The 25,331-nt window shown below is 63.1% G+C and carries 21 protein-coding genes; 11 read left to right on the forward strand and 10 right to left on the reverse strand.

All coding sequences use genetic code 11. From position 1 onward, the window contains the following. The first annotated feature begins 78 nt into the window (after positions 1-78). Positions 79-1,236, forward strand: a complete 1,158-nt coding sequence (locus LQK84_RS03810) for an alpha-hydroxy acid oxidase (protein WP_230827324.1) — start codon at positions 79-81, stop codon at positions 1,234-1,236. Positions 1,237-1,305: 69 nt separating this feature from the next. Here LQK84_RS03810 and LQK84_RS03815 read toward each other — a convergent pair whose 3' ends face one another. After that, positions 1,306-2,238, reverse strand: a complete 933-nt coding sequence (locus tag LQK84_RS03815) for an AraC family transcriptional regulator (protein WP_230827325.1) — start codon at positions 2,236-2,238, stop codon at positions 1,306-1,308. Between the two features lie 195 nt (positions 2,239-2,433). Here LQK84_RS03815 and LQK84_RS03820 point away from each other — a divergent pair, with 195 nt between their 5' ends. Beyond that, positions 2,434-3,579 carry a serine hydrolase domain-containing protein gene (locus LQK84_RS03820; RefSeq protein WP_230827326.1) on the forward strand — a complete coding sequence of 382 codons (1,146 nt, stop codon included), beginning with the start codon at positions 2,434-2,436 and terminating at the stop codon, positions 3,577-3,579. A gap of 280 nt (positions 3,580-3,859) precedes the next feature. Then, positions 3,860-5,584 (forward strand): AMP-binding protein, encoded by a 1,725-nt coding sequence (locus tag LQK84_RS03825; RefSeq protein ID WP_230827838.1) that lies wholly within the window; start codon positions 3,860-3,862, stop codon positions 5,582-5,584. A 99-nt stretch (positions 5,585-5,683) separates the two neighbouring features. On the opposite strand, the gene LQK84_RS03830 is transcribed toward LQK84_RS03825, so the two are convergent. The 5 genes from LQK84_RS03830 to LQK84_RS03850 are packed head-to-tail and all read right to left on the reverse strand — an operon-like array spanning position 5,684 to position 12,061. Continuing rightward, positions 5,684-7,075 (reverse strand): FAD-binding oxidoreductase, encoded by a 1,392-nt coding sequence (locus LQK84_RS03830; protein WP_230827327.1) that lies wholly within the window; start codon positions 7,073-7,075, stop codon positions 5,684-5,686. 42 nt (positions 7,076-7,117) lie between these two features. Then, positions 7,118-8,494 carry a dihydrolipoyl dehydrogenase gene (lpdA, locus tag LQK84_RS03835; RefSeq protein WP_230827328.1) on the reverse strand — a complete coding sequence of 459 codons (1,377 nt, stop codon included), beginning with the start codon at positions 8,492-8,494 and terminating at the stop codon, positions 7,118-7,120. Beyond that, complete coding sequence (locus tag LQK84_RS03840) at positions 8,491-9,798, reverse strand: dihydrolipoamide acetyltransferase family protein (RefSeq protein ID WP_230827329.1); 1,308 nt, start codon at positions 9,796-9,798, stop codon at positions 8,491-8,493. Before LQK84_RS03840 ends, lpdA begins: the two co-directional genes overlap by 4 nt. Continuing rightward, positions 9,799-10,812 (reverse strand): alpha-ketoacid dehydrogenase subunit beta, encoded by a 1,014-nt coding sequence (locus LQK84_RS03845; RefSeq protein WP_230827330.1) that lies wholly within the window; start codon positions 10,810-10,812, stop codon positions 9,799-9,801. Position 10,813: 1 nt separating this feature from the next. Beyond that, complete coding sequence (locus LQK84_RS03850) at positions 10,814-12,061, reverse strand: thiamine pyrophosphate-dependent dehydrogenase E1 component subunit alpha (protein WP_230827839.1); 1,248 nt, start codon at positions 12,059-12,061, stop codon at positions 10,814-10,816. Between the two features lie 194 nt (positions 12,062-12,255). Here LQK84_RS03850 and LQK84_RS03855 point away from each other — a divergent pair, with 194 nt between their 5' ends. Beyond that, on the forward strand, positions 12,256-12,717 hold the full coding sequence (locus tag LQK84_RS03855) for an Lrp/AsnC family transcriptional regulator (protein ID WP_230827331.1): 462 nt from the start codon (positions 12,256-12,258) through the stop codon (positions 12,715-12,717). A gap of 128 nt (positions 12,718-12,845) precedes the next feature. Here LQK84_RS03855 and LQK84_RS03860 read toward each other — a convergent pair whose 3' ends face one another. The 4 genes from LQK84_RS03860 to LQK84_RS03875 all read right to left on the reverse strand — a co-directional run bounded on the left by LQK84_RS03860 (position 12,846) and on the right by LQK84_RS03875 (position 19,113). Next, on the reverse strand, positions 12,846-14,285 hold the full coding sequence (locus tag LQK84_RS03860; RefSeq protein ID WP_230827332.1) for an amidase: 1,440 nt from the start codon (positions 14,283-14,285) through the stop codon (positions 12,846-12,848). A 2-nt stretch (positions 14,286-14,287) separates the two neighbouring features. Next, on the reverse strand, positions 14,288-15,541 hold the full coding sequence (locus LQK84_RS03865) for an MFS transporter (RefSeq protein WP_230827333.1): 1,254 nt from the start codon (positions 15,539-15,541) through the stop codon (positions 14,288-14,290). Between the two features lie 211 nt (positions 15,542-15,752). Continuing rightward, positions 15,753-16,748 (reverse strand): helix-turn-helix domain-containing protein, encoded by a 996-nt coding sequence (locus LQK84_RS03870; protein ID WP_230827334.1) that lies wholly within the window; start codon positions 16,746-16,748, stop codon positions 15,753-15,755. 238 nt (positions 16,749-16,986) lie between these two features. Further along, a complete protein-coding gene (locus LQK84_RS03875; RefSeq protein ID WP_230827335.1) occupies positions 16,987-19,113 on the reverse strand; it encodes a TonB-dependent receptor domain-containing protein in 2,127 nt (708 codons plus the stop codon). A gap of 186 nt (positions 19,114-19,299) precedes the next feature. Between LQK84_RS03875 and hemP the strand changes: the two genes are divergently transcribed. From hemP to LQK84_RS03910, 7 genes are read left to right on the forward strand one after another with little or no spacing between them, the layout of a single operon-like run. Then, on the forward strand, positions 19,300-19,479 hold the full coding sequence (hemP, locus tag LQK84_RS25310; RefSeq protein ID WP_230827336.1) for a hemin uptake protein HemP: 180 nt from the start codon (positions 19,300-19,302) through the stop codon (positions 19,477-19,479). An 11-nt stretch (positions 19,480-19,490) separates the two neighbouring features. After that, complete coding sequence (locus LQK84_RS03885; RefSeq protein WP_230827337.1) at positions 19,491-20,543, forward strand: hemin-degrading factor; 1,053 nt, start codon at positions 19,491-19,493, stop codon at positions 20,541-20,543. Next, on the forward strand, positions 20,543-21,424 hold the full coding sequence (locus LQK84_RS03890) for a heme/hemin ABC transporter substrate-binding protein (RefSeq protein ID WP_230827338.1): 882 nt from the start codon (positions 20,543-20,545) through the stop codon (positions 21,422-21,424). Before LQK84_RS03885 ends, LQK84_RS03890 begins: the two co-directional genes overlap by 1 nt. 2 nt (positions 21,425-21,426) lie before the next feature. Further along, positions 21,427-22,518 (forward strand): FecCD family ABC transporter permease, encoded by a 1,092-nt coding sequence (locus tag LQK84_RS03895; RefSeq protein WP_442966879.1) that lies wholly within the window; start codon positions 21,427-21,429, stop codon positions 22,516-22,518. 12 nt (positions 22,519-22,530) lie between these two features. After that, on the forward strand, positions 22,531-23,346 hold the full coding sequence (locus LQK84_RS03900; protein ID WP_230827339.1) for a heme ABC transporter ATP-binding protein: 816 nt from the start codon (positions 22,531-22,533) through the stop codon (positions 23,344-23,346). Positions 23,347-23,359: 13 nt separating this feature from the next. Then, positions 23,360-23,785, forward strand: coding sequence for a hypothetical protein (locus LQK84_RS03905; RefSeq protein ID WP_230827340.1), 426 nt, complete (start codon positions 23,360-23,362; stop codon positions 23,783-23,785). A 27-nt stretch (positions 23,786-23,812) separates the two neighbouring features. Next, a complete protein-coding gene (locus tag LQK84_RS03910) occupies positions 23,813-25,222 on the forward strand; it encodes a cell envelope integrity protein TolA (protein WP_230827341.1) in 1,410 nt (469 codons plus the stop codon). Positions 25,223-25,331 lie beyond the last annotated feature (109 nt).

The raw sequence follows: 25,331 nt of genomic DNA on the forward strand, positions 1-25,331 counted from the left end.
AATGATGTCGAGTCACTCAGGCAGAGCAGAATTGTCTTTCTGCACCGGCGCGGGATTTTCTGCGGCCAGGAGATCATCATGACGCTGCGTAGAGTGGAAGAGGCTATCTCAATCGAAGACTTCAGAAAAATGGCCCGCGCCCGGTTACCGCGCGCCGTCTTTGACTTTGTTGACGGTGGAGCAGCGGACGAATTGACACTGAAAGGAAACCGGGCGGCTTTTGATCGCCTGTCGATCGTCCCTCGGATACTGACCGATGTTTCTGCGCCCGACATTTCGTCGACGTTCATGGGACAGGAATTTCCGACACCGCTTGTGATCTCGCCGATGGGATCTTGTTCGCTCGTACGACCGGATGCGGATCTTGCGATTGCGCGTGCGGCTGCCACTCGCGGCATCCCATACACGCTCTCCACCATGTCATCGACCAGCATCGAAACGATGGCCAGATCTGTGTCTGGCGTGCTCTGGTTTCAGCTCTACGTGCTGAAGGACCGAGCGTTTAATGAGAAACTGTTGCAACGCGCCCAGGAGAATGGTTACTCGGCATTGGTTCTGACACTCGACCTTCAGGCAGGCGGAAAGCGTGAAAAGGACCTTCGAAACGGGGTCTCTGTCCCTCTAAGGCCGTCACCTGGCTTGGCTTGGTCTGCGATCCGCAAACCAGGATGGCTTTTCCGCATGATGGTTCACGGAAGTCCGCAGTTCGAGAACGTGCGTGGCTATCTGGGGAACACCAGCGCCGGCTTGACGATTGCCGCCCGAGTTGGCGCGAATCTGGATGCGGGCTTCGCTTGGGAAGACTTCGACCGGATGCGGGAGATGTGGCGTGGCAAGTTGATCGTCAAAGGCGTCAATCATCCAGATGACGCAAAAGAACTGATCCGGCGCGGGGCGGATGGACTTTGGATTTCCAATCACGGAGGGCGACAGCTTGACGGCGCAATCGCGAGCATCGAAGCCCTGTCGAATATCCGAAAGGCAGTCCCGCCTCAGACCCCGATGCTGCTCGATTCCGGCATACGGCGAGGAACCGATCTGATGAAATTGCGTGCCTATGGTGCATCGCTTGGTGCTGTAGGCCGTGCGGCTCTTTATGCGGCCGCCATGGGACCGGAAGGTCCAGCGAGAGCTCTGGATATCCTTCTTGACGAACTCCGGCTTGGCCTCAAATTGTCGGGCGCGCCGTCATTTCGCAACATCAATGACGGGTTGTTCGGACAGCCAGTGAGATGACACGTCAGTATGGCGATCGAGGCGGCCAACCATCAGGCGGCGCCTCTCTGCCATCCACCCGGCATTCTCTCAATCAGACGCGTGTCTCCGTGGCGGCCTGCCGTTCTTTCGGTTGTAGGCGCGATAGAAGGTCGAGAGGTCGTTATAGCCGACCCGATAGGCGGCCTCCGATATGGGCAGGTCGGGGCGTTGCGTCAGCAGGCGATCGACGGCGCCGCAGCGTTCGTCGTTCAGTACCTCGGTGAAGGTCGTTCCGCATTGGGCGAGATGCAATTGCAGCGTTCGCGGGCGCATCTTCAGGAGCGCCGCCACGGTATCGATGGAAAGACCCGGATCGACCATTTCCGCGGAGACGACCGCCCGCGTCCGCCTCAGCGTCTCGTTCCATGAGGAGGGCTGCGCCGCCGAAACATCGGAGCAGAAGATCGAGCTCATGAGCGCCTGCAGCGCCGTCCCCAGCCCATCGATCTCGCTGTCGTCCCAGTCGGTCTGCCGGCGGTGAACGAATTGAAGCAGGTTGGCAACGGAGGCAAAGAGCGGATGGCGATTGAGGCTGTCGGTCAGCAGTTCCGGCCGCCTTGCCTTCGCCGCCATGCTGCGCGGCATCTTGCAGACCAGAAACTCCGTGCCCCGCCCGGTGCCAAGCTGGGCGGTAAAGGGGCGCGCATTGTCGACGAGAACAACGTGCCCGACATCGGTGAGGAAGCAGGCATTGTCCTGCGAAAACCGCATCTGACCGCGCAGGATGAAGTTGAGATAGAGGTTGTCGTCATCGGCCAGCGCGATGTCGCGCTGCGTGCGCAGGATGAGATGATCGGGGACCGACAGATAGGTGAAGGCGTGGTCGTTCGTCTGCGAAAGACGCACATGTGAGTTGAACCGTCGATCGTCGGAGGGGCGATCCGGGGTCAGCCGCACGAAGGATGTGCAAAGCGCATCGCGGTAATAGTCGAAACGTCGAAAATCATCGACGTCCTCGGCCGTCCACGTCATCGAAGGCATGGTGCCGCCTCCCTCTCCCATTGCTCCCGCGCCAATTTATGCGTCATCTCGCATGGGATGACAAGAATGTGTCATGCCGGGCGGCTGGCTTTGCGTTTCTTGCAATGCGCTTGCGCCTGACGCAACTGACTCCCTTTCGCTCCGGTGGCAACCTGATGATCTGGCGTCGTACACGCCGAACCATTGGGAGGAACCATGGATAACTTGCAGAACGTGCTGGCGCGCGCCGTAGAGCAGCGCCAGCTTCCCTATGTCGTTGCATCCGTCGCTGACCGCAACGGCGTCATCTTCGAAGGTGCGGCGGGCGAGGCCGCGCCGGGTCGGAAGGCAGATCAGGACACGCTGTTCCGGATCTTCTCGATGACGAAAGCCGTCGGCTCTGCGGCTGCCGCCATTCTCATCGATCGCGGCAAGCTCGCCCCGGAAACGCCGGTCGCCGACATCCTTCCGGAATGGAACCAGCTGAAGGTTCTGGAAGGCATCAAGGACGGCAAGCCGGTCATGCGTGCGCCGAAAACCCGTGCCACGGCCCGCCATCTGGCGACACACACGTCGGGCCTCGAATACGAATTCTGGTGCCAGGGTGTCGTCGACTACATGGAGGCGACCGGGCATCCCTCGGTTCTCTCCGGGACGCGCGACGCGCTGAACTATCCGCTGATGACCGACCCAGGTACGCGCTGGGGCTATGGCCCGAGCATCGACTGGCTGGGGATGATGGTGGAGAAGGTCGATGGCCGGCGCATCGATCAGTTCTGCCGCGAGGAGATCTTCGAACCGCTCGGCATGAAGGACACCTGCTTTGAGCCAGAGGGCAAGCAGGCGCGCCTGGCGACGCCCTATATCCGGGGCGAGAACGGCGCGTTCGATGCGATCGACATCTCGCCGCCCGCCCATCCGGAAGTCTACGGCATGGGCCATGCGCTCTATTCGACGACGCCGGACTACATGCGCTTCTGCCGCATGGTTCTCAATGGCGGCAGCCTCGACGGCCAGCGCATTCTCGGCGAAAAGGCCATGACGCTGCTTTCGACCGATCAAATGGGCGGACTGAGCTTTGCAAAAATGCTATCATCCTCTCCGTTGACGGCGGATGTCGACATGTTCCCCGGCCAGCCGGTGGGCCACACGTTCGGCTATCTGCAGAACCGTACCGACATTTCGGGCCGGCGGCGCAGCGGGTCGCTCTCCTGGGCCGGCGTGATGAACACGCATTACTGGATCGATCCCAGAACCGGTCTGGCCGCCGTGTTCATGACACAGTCGTTGCCCTTCGTGGAGCAACCGCTGATGGACTTCTACGTGGACTTCGAGAAGGCGGTATACGCCGCGCGCGGCTGATGCGCATCGATCAACCTGCCGGGGCGACAGAGCCGCGGCAGGCGCGATGTGGAACAAGCGTGATCCGGCCCATTGGGAACCGGATTCGATCAAATTGCGCCCAAATTGAAGATGCAAGCGACACCAAACGCACCGACAAAACTCTGTTGGTGCGTTTGACGTGATACATGGACCGATCCCCGGCGCGGAGGAGGCGCTGTGGAAACTGGGACTGAGCTTCTGAGGAGGAGAACACATGTCCATTCCGACCCCAACCGCGCCATCAGAGCGTGCGCCGTTCATGGCTGCGTCAGCGGGTCCCGGCTCAGGCCGCCCGATCGGCGGCGTTTCGCATGTTGCTGGCCGCACCGATAGTCCGCTTCTCGATGCCACGATCCCGGCGGTTTTCACCGACACCGTCAACCGGCTCGGGATGCACGAGGCTGCCGTCTTCACCAGTAGCGGTCTGCGTTTGAGCTGGCACGAGCTCGACCGCAGGGTCGATGCCTTTGCCGCCGGCCTTCTGGCGCTCGGGCTTGAGAAGGGCGACAGGCTCGGCATCTGGTCGCCGAACAGGCTGGAATGGCTGGTGACGCAATTTGCCACGGCCCGCATCGGCGTCATTCTTGTGACCATCAATCCCGCCTATCGAACGACGGAGCTTGAATATGCGCTGGCCAAGTCCGGCTGCAAGGCGCTGGTTCAGGCGGCAAGCTTCAAGACCTCCGATTATCTGGCGATGATCCGGGAACTCGCCCCGGAACTCGAAACCTGCCGTCCGGGTGCGCTGCGGGCGGCGCGGCTGCCAGCGTTGCGCTCGGTCATCCACCTGTCCGGCAATGCGCAGCCCGGCATGTTCTCATTCGAGGAGGTCCTCGGCTTCGGCGGACCGGTGCAGCATATGCGGCTCGACACGATCACCCACAGCCTCAATCCGGACGATCCGATCAACATCCAGTTCACCAGCGGCACGACGGGTGCGCCGAAGGGCGCAACGCTGACCCATCGCAACATCCTCAACAATGCCCGCTTCGTCACCGCGGCGATCGAACTCACCGAGGCCGACAGGCTCTGCATTCCCGTTCCGCTCTATCACTGCTTCGGCATGGTGATGGGAACGCTCGGCTGCGTGACAAAGGGGGCTGCGATGATCTTCCCCGGCGAAGGCTTCGAGCCCGGTCAGGTTCTGGCAGCCGTCGAGGCGGAGCGCGCCACCGCGCTTTACGGCGTGCCGACCATGTTCGTGGCCATGCTGGACCATCCGAGTTTTGCCGACCGCAATCTCTCGACGCTGCGCACCGGGATCATGGCCGGCGCCCCTTGTCCGATCGAGGTGATGAAGCGGGTGATCGGCGACATGCATATGCGCGATGTGACGATTGCCTACGGGATGACGGAGACAAGCCCGGTTTCCTTCCAGAGCGCGGTGGACGACCCTCTGGAAAAGCGGGTCTCGACGGTGGGCCGCGTGCATCCGCATGTCGAGGTGAAGATCGTGGGCGAGGACGGTTCGACCGTTCCGGTGGGCGAGGTCGGGGAACTCTGGACGCGGGGCTATTCGGTCATGTCCGGCTATTGGGACGAGCCGGAAAAGACCTCCGAAAGCATTGCCGAGGGCGGCTGGATGCGCACGGGCGATCTCGCAACCATCGATGCGGAAGGCTATTGCAACATCGTTGGGCGGCTGAAGGACATGATCATCCGCGGCGGCGAGAATATCTACCCCCGCGAAATCGAGGAATTCCTCTATCGCCATCCCGATGTCGCGCAGGTCCAGGTCTTCGGGATACCTAGCAAGCGCTACGGCGAGGAAGTCGTCGCGTGGATTGTGCCGCATCCTGGCCATTCCACCAGCGAAGCCGGCATTCAGGACTTCTGCCGTGGCCAGATCGCACACTACAAGGTGCCTGCTCATGTCAGAATGGTGGAAAGTCTGCCAATGACGGTCACCGGCAAACCGCAGAAATTCCTCATGCGCGAGGCCATGATGGCTGAGCTCGGCCTGGAGGTTGAGAAGACAGCGTGAGCCATGCTCTGGTCTGCCTGGCCGACCGCGCCGCATACGAAGTGGACGCGAGCAGGCCGGAGCCCGCCCGCGTCCGTCCGGGAGGATTTCAACGTATTTTCAAAGGAACAGCTTGCCGGGATTGAGAATATTCGTCGGGTCCAGCGCAAGCTTGAGGCCGCGCATGAGATCAAGGCTGGCACCGGCTTCTCTTGCCAGCATCGCCCTCTTGCCCTGACCGATGCCGTGTTCTCCGGTGCAGGTGCCATTCATGCGGATAGCGCGTTCGGAAATGCGATCAATGAAATGATGCGCGCGCGCCATCTCGTCGTGCTGCTCCGGTCTGACCATCAGGATCACATGGAAGTTGCCGTCACCCACATGGCCGAGAACCGTCCCGTCGAGCTGCATCTGCGTCATGTCGGCGCGAGTTTCCTCGATCGCTTCCGCAAGGCGCGATATCGGCACGCAGGCATCCGTCACCACCGATGTTCGGCCGGGATAGGCGGCCGTCACCGCCCAATAGGCCTGATGCCGTGCCCGCCACAAGCGGCTGCGGTGATCCGCGTCGGTCGCCCAATCGACGGAGGTCGCACCACAATCCTCAAGCAGCGACTGGAAAAGCGCGAATTCCGCAAGTGCGGCGGCCTCAATGCCTGCGAATTCGAAGAACAGCGTCGGGGCTTCCTGAAGATCCAGTTTGGAGTAGCTGTTGCACGCCTTGATCTGGGCCGCATCAAGAAGCTCAAGTCGTCCGATGCCAAGCCCCAGCTGGATAGCCGAAATCACGCAGTCACAGGCCGCCGCGACGCTTTCGAACGTGGCGACGCCTGCCAGCGTATAGTCCGGAACGCCACGCAGCTTGAGCGTGATTTCCGTAATCAGCGCCAGCGTTCCTTCCGAGCCGACGATGAGGCGGGTGAGGTCGAAGCCCGCAGCTGATTTGCGGGCGCGCGTGCCTGTCCGAATAATCTCGCCGGACGCCGTGACACATTCCAACGCCAGGACATTTTCCGCCATGGTGCCATAGCGCACCGCGTTGGTGCCCGAAGCGCGGGTGGCCACCATTCCCCCGAGGCTGGCATTTGCCCCCGGATCGATCGGAAACGAAAGCCCCGTGGCGCGAAGCTCCTCGTTCAGCCTCTCACGCGTGACGCCGGGCTGCACGACTGCCAACAGGTCTTCAGGAACCACCTCGATGACCTGCGCCATATTGGAGAAATCGATCGAGACCCCTCCAAGAGGCGCATTGATGTGGCCCTCCAGCGAGGAGCCTGCGCCAAATGCAACGATCGGAATGCTATATGCGCTGCAAATGCGGGCAATCTCGGCGACTTCCCCCGTGTTGTTGGGAAAGACGACCGCGTCCGGCGGTTCCGCCTTGTGCCAGGTGGTCGAATGCGCGTGATGGAGCCTGACAGCATCGCTGGTCTGGAGCCGGCTGCCGAAGCGTGCGGAGAGTTTTTCATATCCGGCGGCCCTGTCGTGCCCGGTATCCATTTTGTTGTCCATGTCTTGCTCCTCCTCCAGCGCTGTCTTCGAATGCAGCATTTTCTAGATATGCAGCGCCTTACCCAGGCCCTTCAACGCGGCTTCCTGCACGGCTTCTGATTGCGTCGGATGGGCCTGAATGGTTGCGGCGATGTCCGTGAGGGTCGCAGCCATTTCGATCGCAAGCGCGAACTGTCCGGCCATTTCCGACACGCCGGCCCCGACCGCCTGAATCCCGAGGACGAGCCCGGTGTCGCGAACGAAGACGATGCGGACGAAGCCGTCATCGCGATCCCGCGTCATCGCACGGCCATTGCCGACAAAGGGAAAGACCGCGACGCCGGCACCGTCTGCCTGCGCGGGCAGAAGACCGACGCTGACGATTTCCGGATCCGTGAAGCAGACGGCCGGCATGGCGCGTTTGTCCCAGGCGACAGGCTCGCCGGCAATAACGCGCGCGACCAGATCGCCCTGCGCCATGGCCCGGTGCGCCAGCATGGGTTCGCCCGTGACATCACCGATCGCATACACACCGCGCATCGAGGTGCGGCATTGCCCGTCGATGGCGAGATATCTGGCATTGCGGTCGAGCCCAAGGGTCTCGAGCCCGAAGCCGTCAAGATTGGGCGCACGGCCGACCGTCACCAGAACCTTGTCGGCGGCAATAAACTCACGCGTCTCCCCGACCTGAACTTCGAGCTGCCCACCGGCATAGCCCAGCGCGCGGGCGTCGGTCAGCACTCTCACGTTCAGCGCAGCAAGCCGCTTGGCTACGGGTTTGGTCAGGTCGTTGTCGTAAAGCGGCAGCAGTCGCGGGGCCGCCTCGACAATCGTCACCTCCGCACCGAGCTTTGCCATGGCCGTTCCGATTTCAAGCCCGATATAGCCGCCGCCAACCACGCAAAGGCGCTTCGGCACCGTTTCAAGCGCCAGAACCTCGGTGGAGGACAGGATATCTCCTCCGAAGGGCAGCGTGGGGATCGCCTGGGCGCGCGAGCCTGTGGCGATCACGAGGTTTTCGCAACGGATCGTCTCAACCGCACCGTCCATCCCTGCGACCTCAACGGTCTTGCCATCCACGACCCGCGCCCGGCCTTGCACCACGCGAACCCGCGCCTTGCGCAGAAGTGCCGCGACGCCGCCAGTGAGACGCGAGACGATGCCGTTCTTCCAGGCAACGGTGCGGGCGAGATCGATCTCAGGCGCGGCGGCCCTGATGCCGAACGGGTTCTCACCCGCAAGCGCCCGCGTCTCGGCAAAGACTTCGGCCGCATGGATCAGCGCCTTGGAGGGAATGCAGCCGACATTCAGGCAGGTGCCGCCAACCGCTGCTTCCTCAACGAGAACGGTGTCTAGCCCAAGCTGACCGGCGCGGATGGCCGCGACATAGCCGCCGGGACCGCCGCCGATGATCAGGACCTTGCAGGTTTTCTCAGTCACGCCTCATCCTCCATGAAGATCAGCGCCGGAGCCTCCAGCAGGCCGCGCAGACGCTGGACAAAACTCGCGGCATTCCAGCCGTCGATCACGCGGTGATCGAAGCTGGCGGAAATGTTCATCATCCGGCGCGGCACAAACTGGCTGCCGTCCCACATCGGCCGGATCGCCATCCGGTTCACGCCGAGAATAGCGACTTCGGGATGATTGATGATCGGCGTCGTGGCGATGGCCCCGAGCGGCCCAAGCGAGGTGATGGTGAACGTCGAGCCGGAAAGCTCCTCGCGTGTCGCCTTGCCGTGACGCGCCGCCTCCGCCAGCCGGGCGATCTCGCCGGCCGCGCCAAAGAGACCAAGCGCTTCGGCATGGCGCAGCACGGGCACGACCAGTCCGTTTGGGGTCATGGTGGCAATGCCGAGATGGATGGCATTGTGGCGTTCGACAACGCCATCATCATCAAGATAATGCGCATTCATTTCGGGGTGATCGACGAAGGCGCGCTTGAGCGCCGCGGCGAGGAAGGGAAGCAGCGTCAGCTTCGGCTTGTCGCCACGGCGCTCGTTCATCGCCGCGCGCAGGTCTTCCAGCGCGCTGACATCCACCTCTTCGACAACCGTAATGTGGGGAATGCGGGCATTCGCCAGCGCCATTCGGTCGGCGATCTTCCGACGCAGACCGATGACGGGGATGCGCTCGGTCCCCTCTTTGCGCGCGCGCCGGGTTTCGCCGGCAGGCGACGGAGGCGGCGCGGCAAAGACAGCGTCGAGATCGGCATCGGTAATCCTTCCGGCCGGGCCGCTCCCGGCCACGGCCCGCAGATCGATCCCGGCGCGGCGCGCCCGGTCGCGCACCGCGGGCGAGGCAAGCGGCGCTGCGCCTTCCGGCCGCGGGGCACGCGCCGATCCCACCTGCGTCTGGCGGATAGCAGGCGCTTCACTGGCAGCGGACTTCGCGACAACGGGTGCGGTTTTCGGCGAAGCCGCTGCTGCAACAGGTTCGGCCACGGCTTTCACCGGCTCTTCGGCGATAACTTTCGCCGGCTCGGTCTCCGGTGACGCGTCCGTGCCGGCATGTTCAATGCGGCAAAGCACGCCGCCCACGGCGAGCGTCTCGCCAACGGCTCCGCCGAGTTCAACCACCGTGCCGGCGAAAAGGCTCGGGATTTCGACCGTCGCCTTGTCTGTCATCACATCGGCGAGAAGATCGTCCTCGCGCACATGATCTCCCGGCTTGACGTGCCAGGTGACGATTTCCACCTCCGCCACGCCTTCGCCGACATCGGGAACCCTGATCGTGCTGATCGTCATTTATGCCTCCATGGCCTGCTGCAAGGCGCGGGCGATCCGATCCGGACCCGGGAAATAATCCCATTCCTGCGCATGCGGATAAGGTGCGTCCCAGCCGGCAACGCGCTGTATCGGCGCGCGCAGATGCCAGAAACACGCCTCCTGAACCTCGGCGATCAGTTCCGCGCCGAAACCGCTGGTGCGGGTTGCCTCATGGATCACGACACAGCGGCCGGTCTTTGCGACGGAGGCACGGATGGTGTCGAGATCGAGCGGCAGGAGCGTGCGCAGGTCGATGATCTCCGCATCGATCCCGGTCTGCTCGACCGTCGCCTCGGCCACATGCACCATCGTTCCATAGGCGAGCACCGTCACGGCCGAGCCCTGCCGGCGGATCGCGGCCTTGCCAAGCGGAATGCTGTAATGTTCCTCCGGCACATCGCCGGCCGGATGTGCCGACCATGGCACGGATTTGCCATGCGGATCGCCGGCAAAGGGGCCATTGTAAATGCGCTTCGGCTCCAGGAAGATCACCGGATCGGGGTCTTCGATGGCCGCGATCAAAAGGCCTTTGGCGTCGTAAGGGTTGGACGGAATGACGACTTTGAGGCCGGCGACATGGGTAAACAGCGCCTCCGGGCTCTGGCTGTGCGTCTGGCCGCCGAAAATGCCGCCGCCGGTCGGCATGCGCACCACAAGCGGGCAGGTAAACTGACCGTTGGAGCGATGGCGAAGGCGCGCCGCCTCCTGCGTGATCTGGTCGTAAGCCGGAAAAACATAATCGGCGAACTGGATTTCCACGCAGGGGCGCATTCCTTGCGCCGCCATGCCGACCGCCATGCCGACGATCGCACTTTCATTGATCGGCGTGTCGAAAACGCGCTCTTCACCGTAGCGCGCCTGCAAGCCGGCGGTGCAGCGGAAGACGCCGCCGAAATAGCCGACATCTTCCCCGAAGACGATAACGGACGGGTCATCGCCCAGTTTGACATCCATGGCGCTCCGCAGCGCCTCAATCATGGTCATGCGCGCCATGTCAGTACCCCATTTCCTGGCGCTGCCGGCGCAGATGCTCCGGCATATCCGCGTAAACATTGAGGAAAATTTCCGCCGGCGAGATCGGCTGCGGATCAACGAAGGTGCCATGCGCCTCCACGGCCTTCTGAACGGCGGTCACCTCATCCAGAATTTCGGCTTCGGCCTGCACATGCCGTTCCTCGGACCAGTCGCCGCGCGCGATTAGATGCGCCTTGAGCCGGTCGATGGGATCACCGAGCGGCCAGGCACGGGCCTCGTCGCGGGGGCGATAGGCACTGGGATCGTCGGAGGTCGAATGCGCCGCAGCCCGATAGGTGAACCATTCAATGAGAACCGGGCCGTGGCCCTGTCGCGCCCGTTCGATTGCCCAGCGCGAGACCGCCATCACCGCCAGATAGTCGTTGCCATCGACACGAAGTGCCGGAATGCCGTAGCCGAGCGCTCGCGCCGCATAGGTCTCGCTCTTGCCGGCGGCAATGCCGGTATAGGTGGAGATCGCCCATTGGTTATTGACGACGTTCAGGACAACGGGCGGCATGTAGACCGAGGCGGTGAGCAACGCGCTGTGAAAGTCGTTGGAGGCCGTCGCACCGTCGCCGATCCAGCCGGCAGCGATCTTGCCCGTGCCCGTCAGCGCTGCCGCCATGGCCCAACCGACGGCCTGCACATATTGCGTGCCGAGATTGCCCGAAATGGAAAAGAAGCCATAATCGCGCGCCGAATGCATGATCGGCAATTGTCGGCCTTTGAGCGGGTCGAGCTCATTCGAATAGAGCTGCCCCATCAACTGTTCCAGCGGATAATCCGCCGCCACGAGCAGCGTCTGCTGGCGATAGGTCGGGAAGTTCATGTCGCCTTGTGACAGCTCGCGCTGGAAACAGCAGCCGATCGCTTCCTCGCCGGTACATTGCAGGTAGAAGGAGGTCTTGCCCTGCCGCTGGGCATTCAGCATCCGGCGGTCGATGGCGCGCATTTTCAGCATGTCGCGCAGCCCGAGCCGCAGACGGTCGGCAGAGAGGTCTCCGAGATAGTCCGCCCAGGGGCCGACGGGCCTGTTGTTCTTATCCAGAACCCGCACCATGCCGACCGCCAGTTCGCGGCAGCCGCTAGCATCAATGTCCAGTGGCGGAACAGGCAGGATCCCGGCCTCCGGCACGACAATGGCGGAGAAATCCGCTTTCTGATCAGGCCGCGCGGGCGGATGCGGAAACTGGAGTCGCGCCCGCGTCCCCTGCCTGCTGGACATCGTCGCGGTCTCGTCGCGACGGGATGAGGACCCCGAGTCCTGCGGTGTGCTTGAGATGTCGGCCATTGCCTCTCTCCTCCCTTTTCGGAGTGAGAGACTAGCCAGAGTCCAGAGGATCGGCTTTGCTTTTTGAGCACGATTTGAGATATGAATTAGCTAGATCAGCCAATTTTATAAATTTTTACGAGGATTTCATGCAGAAAATCGACGAGACCGACTTGCGCATCCTGCGCGCGGTGCAGGCCGACGGCAATCTGACGGTTACGGAAGTGGCCGAACGCGTGGGCCTGTCCCAATCGCCGTGTTCACGGCGACTGGCGGCACTGGAAGATGCCGGCGTAATCAGGGGCAAGCGCACGATCCTCGATGCGAAAAGCCTCGGCTTCAACACCATCGTCATCGTCCGCATCAAGCTGCAGGCGCACGAACCCGAGGGGTTGGAGAAGTTCAAGCGCGCCGTGCGGGCGATCCCGGAGATCCAGATCGCGCTTCTGGTGCTTGGCGATTTCGATTTTCTCCTGCGCGTGGTGGTGCGCGACATCGAGCACTATCAGCACCTCCTGCAAAGCAAACTGGTCAGCCTGCCCGGCGTCCGTGAAATGCAAAGTTCGGTCATTCTGGAAGTGGTGAAGAACGAGGACGTCCTGCCGATCTGAGATCGGTTGTTGACGTGTTGAAAATTCAACTGACGCGCGGGCATTTCAGCCGGGGCGTCTCTGTAGTCTGGTGACCCGCCACATTGGTCAGACGGGACACCCCGTCTGACCAAATCACGTCTCTGTTGTCAAAGCGCGGAGACCGGCGGCACGCGTCCGGCCCAGGGGGCCGCGCGCTCCAGTTCGGCGGCAAATGCGTAGAGCAGGGGTTCTCCGCCGAAGGCCGCGGCGAAATGCGAGCCGATCGGCAATCCTTGCGAATTCCAGTGCAGCGGAACCGACATGGCAGGCTGACCGGTGGCATTGAAAAGCGCCGTGAAGGGTGAGAAGCCGTGAAAGGTTTCGATCAGATCACCGAGCGACTGGTCATCGCTGACGGTCAGGGTGCCTATGCGGGCGGGCGGCTGCGCCATGGTCGGCGTCAGTATGAGGTCGAATTGCGTCATGAGTGCCGCCATGCGGCGCCCGAAGGCGTGCATGTAATCGACGGCGGCGCTGTAATCGGCGCCTCTGACGTTACCCTTTTCGCGCAGGATCACGCGGTGGCGCGGCTCCAGCGCCTGTTCGTCCATCGGGTGGCCCGCCATGCGACCCATCATGTCGAGAAGGCTGCGGGTCTGGGAGCCGATGATGGTGAACACCGTGTCGTAGAATTCCAGCGCATCGACCGGGAGAACCACCTCCTCCACGTGATGGCCGAGTTCGGCGCAGAGTTTCGCCGTCCTTGTCACGGCCTCGACGCAATCGCCGTGTGAGGTCCAGGGGCTGAGATGGGTCACAAGGCCTATGCGCAGGCCTTTTCGAACCGGGCCCGTGGCAGCCTGCAGGAACGAACCATCGTAGCTTGGTGCAGCGTAGGGCGCACCAAGGTCCGCACCGGCCAGCTGGTCGAGCGCCGCAGCACTGTCGCGCACCGACAGCGAGATGACATGGCCGGTGCTCATTCCGGCCCAGCCTTCGCCGATGGCCGGTCCCATGGGGGTGAGGCCGCGCGACGGTTTCAGGCCGAAGACGCCGCAAGCGGAGGCCGGCACGCGCAGCGAGCCGCCGCCATCATTGCCATGCGCGACGGGAAGAACCCGGGCGGCGACCATCGCGGCCGCCGCGCCACTGGAACCGCCGGCTATATGATCGGTTGACCACGGGTTCCGGCTCGCGCCGAAAAGGCGCGATTCCGTGGTGTAGGACGTGCCGAATTCCGGAGATGCCGTCGTCCCGAAGATCGTGAATCCGGCCTTGCGAATTCGGGTGACGATTTCGGCATCGAATGGCACGACGACGTCTTTGCCAAGCAGGGAGCCGTTTGTCATCTTCGCACCGGCAACCGGCGTGAACAGGTCCTTGATGAGAATGGGCACACCGGCAAACGGGCCTGTCGGCGCCTTGCGGCGGAGTTCGTCCGCCGCCTGTTCGTAAAGATTTTCGGCGAGCGCGTTGATCTGCGGGTTGACCTTTTCCACCTTCGCGTAGGCCTCGTCGAGCGCCTCGCCTGGGGTCAGTTCGCCCTTGCGGATCCGGGCCGCCATGGCCAGCCCGTCTTCAGGTTCAGTCTTTGCGATCATGTTCATCGTCATGCCTTCTTGTTTTCGGTGCTCAATGCGGGTGCGGCGTGGAGGGCGGAGCCTCTGTGGGAAAGGCCGACGCCGGCCCAGAGGATGGAGAGCAACATCGTAAATCCGGCCCAGACCAGGATGGCGGGGGAAAGACCCAGCGGCATTCCGCCAAAGGGCACCGCGAGCGCGGTGACGAGCAGCGGGCTCGCAAACTGGCCGAGATAGAGGCAGGCGGTAAAGCCGCCGACCCCGCGGGCGCGCAGCCGCGGGGGCAGGGCGACCAGCAGCGGCAGCGAGGCGTTGGAAACGAGGAAGCCTGCTCCAAAACCCTGCATGACCATGGCAATCAGCGCGATCTGGTAGGACGGGGCCAGCGCAAGGATCGTCAGGCCGCCCGCCATCAGCGCCAGCAGCATGGCATTGACGCCGGCAACGCCGATCCTGTCACGCAGGGCCGGCCAGGCGATCGACCCGCCCAGCGTGGAGAGGATGGAGAGACCGGCGGCAGCGCCTATCAGAGAGGTGGAGTTGACGCCGATGGCAACCAGGACATTGGGCGTCATGACCGTCACGACAAAGCACGTCACCATGCCGGCAAAGATCAGGAAGTAGGAGGCAACGACCGTGCGGCCCAGCCCGGAAACGGGCGCGACAACCTGCGGCCCCTCCGGTTGCTCTGCCCGCCTGTCCGGTTCCCAGAGCAGGGTCACGATGGCCGGCAGCAGAAGCAGAGGTGCAAGATAGAGCAGGAAGGGCGTGCGCCAGGAACCCTCGCCGGCGATGCCGCCGATGACGAAGAACAGGGCTCCGACGACGCCGATGGTGACGACCTGCCGGTTTATGTAGCGCATACGCTGCGCCGGCGGCCAGTAATCGGCAATCAGCGTCGTGCAGCAGGTCATAATGATGGCTTCCGCGCAGCCGAAGGCGAGACGCGAAAATAGAATGAGATGCAGGTCCGCCAGAAATACGGGCATCATGCCGAAGAGCGCATAGAGGATGGAGCCGAGGATCAGCATGGCCTTTCGGCCAAAGCGGTCGGCTAGCAGACCTGTAAACGGCGCGAAGAGCGCAATCGCCAGGGCCGGACCGCCGACGATGATCGGAATGAGTTCTGCGGCGCCCGGTGTTGTCGGAGCAAATTCGGCGGTGATCTTGGGCAGCATCGGTGCAATCATCACCGAGCCCATGATCGTCAGGCTGCTCGCGAACTGGATGACCAGCCCCTGAGCGTTGCCTGCCACGCGGGATTGTGTCGAAGAATGTGCCATGACCATCCTCCTCAGAGCCGTGTTGCCAGGCACCAGGCCTGGTCTGGCCACGGTGTCGCAAGCAGGAATGCTGTGCGGGAAGAAGAGGGTGGCGTGGCCGCAAGGCAAGCGGTCGCGCATGCGAATGCACGTTCGGGTCTATACATTGTCGTTCCCCAGGTTTCTTGAATGAACCAGCGGAGGAACTGTAAAATGACAGTTTCGTGATGCGTTATCCGTTTTGGGAACTGGCCGGCGGATGCAGGGTCTCCGACGGCAGTTCGCCAAACATGTCGCGATAGTCACCCGCAAAGCGGCTGAGATGCCAGAAGCCCCAGAGTGCTGCAACGTCGCCGATGGACACGACCCGGTTTTCCCGCCGCGCCTGACAAAGCGCGCTGCGGACGCTGTTGAGGCGCTCTGCCCGCACGAATTCCTTGGCCGGCAATCCAACGGAGCGATTGAAGCAGGTCTGCAGGTAGCGGCGGCTGATGCCGAGATGGTTTGCCACTTCGGAAATGGTCGGCGGTTCGGACCGGTTCTTCATCAGCATAAGGCGCGCTCGGTCCGTGAGCCGCTTGTTATCCGTATCGGCGACGGCCTCGATCTTCCGCGCCAGGGTGAGGGCAGCCAGAAGCTTCTCCAACACGAAAAGTTCGAGCGCCGCATGATCCGCCTGACCGGAGCCGAGGCGAGTGTCCTCATCAAAGAGGCCGCTGAAGATCTGCGCGAGACCCGCATCGCGATCGTGCCAGAGCGCCAGCGACGGGCTGTGGAGAATGTGGTCGACAAGCCCGGCCTGGCCTCGCTCCGCGGCAAATGCCGCCAGATGCTGCCGGTCGATGGCCACATAGATCAGATCGAAATGCTGCGGCGTCAGGATTTCCGGCAGCATCCTCCCGTCCACCAGAAGGCTTATCTCCGGATCGACCTCGTGTCCGGAGAGCCAGCCCGTGCCTTGCGCATCGATCGGCAAGCTGAAGACAAGCGAACCCGGCCAGCTCAGGCCGCGTTTCAGCAATGCCTTGTCCGTTCGTTCCCGGAAGACCTGAATGGAGCCGAATTGCACGACCGAAAGCGAATAGCGGATCTTGCCCGGCGACATCTGAAACAGTTCGAGCCGCCATCCGCTCATCACGCCCATGGCGTCATCAATCGAATGGACGGTCGTTCCGCCGGCCATGCGCTGCCCGGTCGAAATCTGCCGGCTCGCTGTATCGATTGCCATTTCGGCTCTCCCGACGCTACGGCCCCGAAGGTTCGTTTGAAAGCGCGCCTCACTTGAAGGACATGTGAGCGCCATAACTGTCGTCTGTCAACTGCGCTCGGACTGACCAGTCGAACGACGTTGCCACCGAGATAGGTTGCCGTGACGCGGGGATCGGTCGCCATCAATGTGTAAACCAGCGCACGGACGGCAAGCCGGCGTTGTTGCCGCCGGCTTGCCGTCCGTATCTTCGAGGCGCCTACCAGCCGCTGAGCTTGGCGAGCGACACCTTGAAGGTCCGGCCCTTGCCGGCATCGCCGGAAAGGTTGTTCTGGTATGGCTGGTTGAACAGGTTGTCGACGCCGGCGCGCAGTTCCAGACCCTTCAGCGCCCCTTCATCCGGCTTCCATGCCACGAAGACGCCGTGCAGCTGGTAAGCCTGGAACGGGCCGGTCGTCGCGCCGGTTTTGATCGGGGCCGCAAAGAACGCGTTCCAGCCGAACTCCAGGTTCTTCTCCGGCACGCGTCCGCCGAGCGTCGCGCTGACACTGTTGGCGGGAATGGTGGTGAGTGCCTTGTGGTTCACAAGGTCAGTGCCCGTTATCATGCTCCAGGCCGCAGAGGCAAACACATAGTCGGAATCGTATGCCGCCTCGACCTCGATGCCGCGGATCAGCGCCTTGCCGATGTTCACATAATAGGGAACGGCCGACCTGCTGGTTGTCAGCGGGTTGGTACTGATCATGTTGGTGAGGTTGTTGTGGAAGGCCGTGAACTTCAGCCGTCCGCTATCGCCGCTCTGCACCAGATCGTCGCCTGAGAGCGCGAAGCCGAGTTCGTAGTTGTTCGACTTCTCCTTCTGTAGCGTCAGGCTGGGCGCGCGACCGCCCGGATAGGAACCTGCGCCGGTCCCTGCAGACCAGGAATAGAGCTCGTCCAGCGTCGGCATGCGCTCGGTATGGGCGGCGGAGCCGAAGACGGACACGGCGTCGTTGATGTCGTAGAGCGCTGCGATCTTCGGCGAGAGCGCCACGTCGTTCACATCGCGTGCGCCCGCAATCCGCTTGTCGGGCGACTGCCAGACGAAGTCGGAGCGGATGCCGGGGATGATCGTCAGCTTGTCCGCCCAGACGAATTCGTCCTGAACGTAGAGGCCCATGCGGGCATCCGTCCCCTGCGGATGAAAGGATATGGCACTGCCATTGGTCGTCGTTTCCCCCACGCGGCTCTGGTGCGAGAGCTGTATGCCGGTGGTCAGGTGGTTTTCAAAGCCATCGCCGGAGGTCTCGATCGTGTTCTCAAGTCGCGTGCTGAAGGTCTTGTAGGCGTATTTCGACGGGAGGAAGAGTGCATTGGTGGCAAGGGCTGCCATGCTTGCCGGCAGCTTGGCGTCCTTCTGCTCGACCGACGTGTCGGAATAGGCAAACGAGAATTTCAGGTCCAGCCACGGATTGTCGCTCGCCGGGTTTTCGTAGGAGAAATTGAAGGTCTTGTCGGTCGTGTCGCGGTCGATCGTGCCGAAGGTCAGCGTGCCGGTCTGCGAATAGTCGGTGTCGTTCAGCTTGCTCTGCCATTGCTGGTAGGAGAGGCGTATCACTTGCTCGTTGTCATCGGCAAAATGATGCGTGACCTTGGCAAGGCCCGACCAGGAATTGAAGTCCGAACCGGAAATGCTCTGGCCCGTTGCGGTCTGGATCTTGTCGGACTGGCGATAATTGCCGGAGAAGAGGAATTCTGTGTTCTCGCCCATGCGCTGCGCCCAGGTCAGCGACCCGAGCAGGCCATTGCCGTTGGAATCGTAGCTCGTCTTGGTGCGGATGGCGGTCTTCTGGCCGAGTTCCAGGAAGTCGGAGGCATCCTTGGTTGTGAAATTGACGGTGCCGCCCAATGCGCCCGAACCGTAGAGCGTCGATGAGGCGGGGCCGCGCAGCACTTCCACCTGCTTGTAAAGCTCCGGCTCGGTGAAGAGTGAACCCATGCGGTACTGCTCATAGAACTTGTTGACGCCGTCGATATTGATGAGAATCTTCGACTCGTCTGCGGCTTCCAGCGCGCCGATGCCGCGGATGTTGAAGGCCTGGCCGGTGACGCGATCGGACCCGACGATGGTGACGCCCGGAACGCTCTTGAAGAAATCTCCGATCGTTCCGGCCTGCTCGCGGTCGAGATCGTCCTGGTCGAGAACTGTCACGGCCTGGGGCGTGTCGATGGCAACCTTTTCCTTGCCGGCACCGACCACCAGCCGCTCAAGCAGCGTGACGCGTCCCTTCTTCCTGTCGGCTGCGCCGGTTGTATCGTTTGTCGCGTCCTGGGCGGCAGCGCCCTGTGCGACGAGAATTGCGGCGCAAGCCATCAGCCATGCCTTGCGGGCGTGAAGCGTCCCCATGAAAACTCTCCTGACAAGTGTGAACGCTGGCTTGCGGAGGAGGCTGGCTGGCGGGTCAATTAAACATGATTTTTTTAGTCATGTATTGCGCCGTGTAATTAATATGACTATACGAGTCAAGTATTGAAGAAAGGACGCCCAGCCAGCTCGAAGCCAGCCAGGCCCATGGAAAAGCAAGCCCAGGCAATGCAAAGAGCTGACACAACTCTCCCCGAGCGCGACGACCGCAGCGTGACCCCGCAACGAGCGACAGCCTATTCCACGGCCGCGCTGTTTCGTGGTGCCCGCGAGATCGAGATCGAGCACAACGGTGAGATCTACAGGCTCCGCATCACCCGTCAGGGCAAGCTTATCCTCAACAAGTGAGAGAGGCTTTGATGACTGGGGCAAGACCGAACGCAGCGGCAATCCGGCAGGCGAAGATTGACAATCCGAAGATGCGCGAACGCGAACTCGCGGCCTCGCTCGGCATTTCCGAGGCGGAATATGTGGAGGCGTGGACAGGCCGTGGCGTGTTTCGCATCACGACGGATTTCGCGCGCATCTTCCCGCGGATTGAAGAGTTGGGACCTGTCACGGCCCTGACGCGCAACGAAAATGCCGTGCATGAAAAGATCGGCATCTACGACAGTTTCCGCGCCGGCAAGCATGCGGCCATGATGCTGGGTGCTGAGATCGACATGCGCATGTTCCCGCGCCATTGGGCCTATGGTTTCGCGGTCGAGAATGACACGGGCGAAATGGCGAAGCGCAGCTTCCAGTTTTTCGATGCCCATGGCGAGGCGTTGCACAAGATCCATCTGCGCGCCGACAGCAATTTCACGGCCTGGAAGGCTCTGGCGGCAGAGCTTGCTGCTGGAGAAGACGTCCCGCCGCTCGCCATCACGCCGGCAAGCTCCGAAACCTTCGAGAATGACACCGATGTGCCATTTGAAGAACTCAGGACGCGCTGGTCTGCCATGACGGACACCCATCAGTTTCCGGGCCTTCTCAATACGCTGAAGCTCTCGCGTCACAAGGCGGTTTCCAGCATCGGGTCCGACTATGCCTGGAAGCTCGATCGTACGGCCATCCTGCCGCTGCTTGAGGGGGCTGCGGCCATGACATTGCCGATCATGTGCTTTGTCGGCAATCGCGGCTGCATTCAGATCCATTCGGGTCCGGTTCAGCGCATTGCGACGATGGGCCCCTGGCTGAATGTCATGGACGAAACGTTCCATCTGCATTTGCGGCAGGACCGCATTGCCGAAGTCTGGGCCGTGCGCAAGCCGGTGGACAAGGGGCATGTCACCTCCGTCGAAGCGTTCGACGTCAACGGCGAACTGATCATCCAGTTCTTCGGCAAGCGCATCGAAGGCCAGGATGAGCGCGGTCCCTGGCGTTCGCTTGTCGAGACCTTGCCCGTCAACAGCGCCTCGCAGGCCGCCTGATGCGCCGGTCTGTCAGTACACTTGCTGCGTGGGCCGCCGCCTGCGTCATCGGCCTTTGCGCCGCCGTCTCCGCCCAAGCGGCCGAGGCGAAGGCCAGCCGGATCGTTGCCATTGGCGGCTCGGTGACGGAAATCGTCTATGCGCTCGGCGAGGAAGCAAGGCTGGTCGGGCGCGACTCGACCAGTATCTATCCGCCGGAGGCCCTGAAGCTGCCGGATACGGGCTATATCCGCGCCCTCTCGCCGGAGGGCGTTCTCTCGCTCAATCCGGATCTGATCCTGACGCTGGAAGGCGCGGGGCCGCCGCCGGCGCTCGACGCGCTGAAGGCGGCCGGCGTGCGCAACGTAATGATCCCCGAAGGCTTCGACCGCAAGGCCATTGTCACCAAGATCGGGGCCGTGGGCGCGGCGCTGGGCGTCGAGGACAAGGCCAAGACGTTTTCGGCAAAAGTCGAGGCAGAGCTGGACAAGGCCGTTGCAGCGTCAGCCACGGCCTCGCAGAAGGCCCGCGTGCTCTTCGTGCTGTCGGCCCGAGGCGGTCGCATCATGGCAGCGGGCGAGCAGACCCAGGCAGACGGCATTATCAAACTAGCCGGTGCCGAGAATGTTCTGTCCAGCATCCAGAGCTACAAGCCTGTCAGCGATGAGGCGATCATAGAGGCGGCACCCGATGTCATCTTGATGATGGCCCCTCGGGGCGATCACTCGACCGGCAGCGAGGAGCTTCTGGCCTTGCCCGCGATTGCTGCAACGCCCGCCGGCAAGGCCAGGCGGGTCGTGCGCATGGATGGCATGTATCTGCTCGGCTTCGGCCCACGCACGGCCGATGCGATCGTGTCTCTGCATGATGCGCTTTACGGCCAGCGCAAGCCGGGAGAGTGATCATGACCGGGATCGCAGCCGCTGCGGATGCTGATGCGGGGATGAGGAAGGGTTTGCGCCTTGCCTTGCCGCAGATCGTGATTGTCCTGCTCGTCGTGGCCGTTGTTCTTGCCGCCGGCGTGTCGCTGACGGCGGGGGCATCGAACGCCTCGGCGCTTGCCGTTGCCGCGCATTGGCTGGGGCTTGCCGCCCCCGATGCGATTTCGGCGCGAGACCTTCTGATCGTCGAATCCATCCGCCTGCCGCGCGTAGTCATGGGCTTGCTGGTCGGGGCCGCACTTGCGGTCTCCGGCGCGGTCATGCAGGGCATTTTCCGCAATCCGCTGGCCGATCCCGGTCTCGCCGGGGTGTCGGCGGGGGCGGGGCTCGGGGCGGCGGCGATGATCGTGCTCGGCGGCTCTCTCGCATTGCCGATGGCGGGCGTGGTCGGCTATGCCGCGCTGCCGGCGGCGGCCTTCCTCGGTGGGCTGACGACGACCGTGATCCTCTATGTCCTGTCGACGCGGCTCGGGCGCACCTCGATTGCCACCATGCTGCTTGCCGGCATTGCGCTCGGCGCGCTTTCGGGCGCGGCCACCGGGCTTCTCGTCTACATGGCCGATGACAAGCAGCTCCGCGATCTCACCTTCTGGAGCATGGGCTCGCTTGGCGGCGCGACCTGGCCGCGTATCGTCACGCTTTCTGTCGTGCTTGCAGCATCCTTTGCCGTTCTGCCCTTTCTGGCACGAGGGTTGAATGCCCTGGCGCTGGGCGAGGCGGCGGCCTGGCATATGGGCATTTCCGTTGAACGCCTTAAGCGCTCGGCCATCGTCATTGTCGCGGCGATGACCGGCGTTTCCGTTGCCGTCAGCGGCGGCATCGGCTTTGTCGGCATCGTCGTGCCGCATGTCTTGCGGCTGGCGATCGGACCCGATCATCGCTTCCTCTTGCCGGCCTCGGCGCTGCTTGGCGGCGCGCTGCTGGTGCTGGCGGATGCGGTTGCCCGCACCGTGGCCGCACCCGCCGAATTGCCGATCGGCATCGTCACGGCGCTTGCCGGCGCACCCTTCTTCCTCTGGCTGCTGCTGCGCCGCCGCAGCATTCTCGACATGTAAAGGACGGGTCCCATGAGCACGATTTCCGCAAAAGACGTGATCGTCCGATACGGCCATGAGACCATCCTGCATGGTGTCGACTTCCTCGCCCGTGCCGGTGAAGTAACCGTCGTTGCCGGTCCGAACGGGTCGGGGAAATCGACCCTCGTCAAGGCGGTGTCCGGTGAGGTCGCCTCCTCAGGCGCGATTGCGATCAACGGGCGGGCGCTCGGGGCCTACGAGGGCTGGCAGCTCGCGGCGCAACGCGGCGTGCTGGCGCAGGAAACGACGGTCGCCTTTCCCTTTACCGCCGCCGAAATCGTCGGCCTTGGCGTGACGGCAGGGGCGACGCGCGTGGCAAGGCCGGCCGAGCTGATCGAGATGGCGCTTGATCGCGTTGGCCTTGCCGGCTTTGGTGCAAGGCGCATCCAGACCCTGTCCGGCGGCGAACGCCAGCGGGTCCAGCTTGCCCGCGTGCTCTGCCAGATCTGGGAGCCGTTGAGCGCGGAAGGGCCGCGCTGGCTCATCATGGACGAGCCGGTCGCGAGCCTCGATATCCGCCACCAGATCGGGCTGATGGAGCTTGCGCGCGACTATGCGCGGGCGGGCGGTGGCGTCGTTGCCGTCATGCACGACCTCAATCTCAGCGCCATGTATGGCGACCATGTCGTGCTGATGAAATCGGGCAGGGTCGCTGCCGCAGGCGCCCCGGAGGAGGTGCTGCGACCGGACATACTGTCTGCGGTCTTTGCCTGCCCGCTTCATCCCAATCGTGTCCCCGACCGCGGGGTTTTCGTCCTGCCGCAATCGGCGCTGGCTCAGCCGGCGCTGGCGCTTGCGGCCGAGTGAAAGGAGTTTTCCCGTGCCATTTCCGACAAGCCTTTGCCGCGCCCTTGTACTCATAGCCCTCGCGCCGATCTCGGCGCTGGCTCAGGACAAGCCCGCGCTGAAGGTCGAACTCAACGCGGTGGCGGACGTCAAGGAAAGCTGCCGCGTTACCTTCCTTTTGACCAACGGCATGCCGGGGGAGATTTCCAAGGCCGCGCTGGAATTTGCCCTCTTCAACAAGGCGGGTGGCGTTGAGCGGCTGACGGCGCTCAATTTCGGGCGATTGCAGAAAGGCCGGACAGTCGTGCGCCAGTTCGACATTCCGGGCGGGCCATGTGGCGCCTATTCGCGCATCCTCGTCAACGCGGTGAAGAGCTGCGACGGAATGGCCGGCGAGACGGACGCCTGCGAGGCGGCGCTGACGGCGGCAAACAAGACCGGCGTCGATTTCGGACTCTAGACGCCATAGCGCATGAGGTCGCAGGACATGACGGATCTGCATATCGACAGCAAAATCCGCCGGTCGGGCATGCTGCCCGGTGCCGGGGAGCTTCAAAGACGCAAGGAATTGCGAAACGGTCGCCGCACCTTCCGCTCATGGCCGTTGCTGCCGGTTCCCGCGCTCCTGCCCACCGCCGGTCCGCAGCTCGGTCCCTCTGTCGATTGGCCGCCGGGCCAGACCGTCCAAGGCGAAGATGATTGGCAGGACAGGCCGGACGAGCGTGATCTTGGGCGGGATTTCGCGCCGCTCTGCGAAGCCTCGCTCTCGGCGGAAAGCATTGAGCAACCGCAAGCCGCGGCGCAATCGCGAGCCCTGAAAACCTGCCTGCTGGCTTCCGTCGCGCTGCATCTCTGCTGCGCTGTCTTCTTGATGTCCATGCCTGCGCCGGAAACGGTCGAGATCGCCGGTGGCGGTGCGGTGTCGGTCATGCTTGTCGGCGAGCAGGCGTTCGACAGTCTCGCCGCCGGCACGGCGGATGGCGAGGCCATGACGCAGCCGGTGGAGCAAGCCAAGGTCGTCGAGACGGCTGACCAACCAGTGGAGGCAACGGCGACGGAACAGTCGGTCGAACCGGTCGAGGCCGAGAAGGCAATGTCCGAGCCGGTGACGGAAACCGCACAGGCCACTGCAAGCGTACCAACCGAGCCGACCGATGCCACGCCGCCACCGGAGCAGATGGCGCAGGCGGTTCCCGAAACGCAAGGCGACGTGCCGCCGGTGGAGACTGCCCCCACAGCCGAAAATTTCGCTCTCGACCCGACGGCGGTGTCTGAAAACGGCGAGCTGCAACCGGCACCGGAGGTCGCGGTGCTGGAGCCTCAGGCGCAACAGCCGGTGAGCGAGCCGCCGTCCGAGCCGTTAAAGGCGGCAGAGCCGAAGGCGCAGCCTGAGAAGAAGCGCGTGGAGAAGAAGGCTCCGAGCCCAAAGAAGGTCGAAAAGCCGAATGCGGATGAGAAGAAGGCCGCAGCGCGCAAACAAGCGGACACCGAAAGAGAAGCCAAAGCCGCCCCGGCAAAGAATCGCAAGGGCGAGGCGGGCGAGGGCACCGCCAATGCCCAGCGTGGCGCCTCGGCCACCGCTGACAGCGCGGCGCGCTCCGATCCCGGCAATGCCGCGATGTCCAACTATCCCGGCAAGGTCGCCGCCAAGTTGCGCCGCGCCTTGAAATATCCAAAGAGCGCCGTTTCTTCGAGCAGCGGCGAAGCGCAGGTCGCCTTCACCGTGCTCGCCGACGGGAGCGCCACCGGCATCCGTGTCGTATCAAGCTCGGGGTCGCCGGTTCTGGACCAGGCCGCCGTGGAGGCCGTCCGCAGAGCCTCTCCTTTCCCGCCGATCCCGGCCGAGGCCGGCCGGCGGCAGTGGCCTTTCGCAGTTCCGGTTCTTTTCAGGCGTTGAGGCGAGCGCTGTCTAAAACTTCGCGGGGCAGGGATGCAGACACTGGGAGAGACTCACATCACGTGGGGCGCTCGGTCCGAAGGCAATTCCGCAAGATTATCTTTGCCGA

Source organism: Rhizobium sp. C4 (assembly GCF_021026315.1).
Lineage (GTDB): Bacteria > Pseudomonadota > Alphaproteobacteria > Rhizobiales > Rhizobiaceae > Ensifer_A.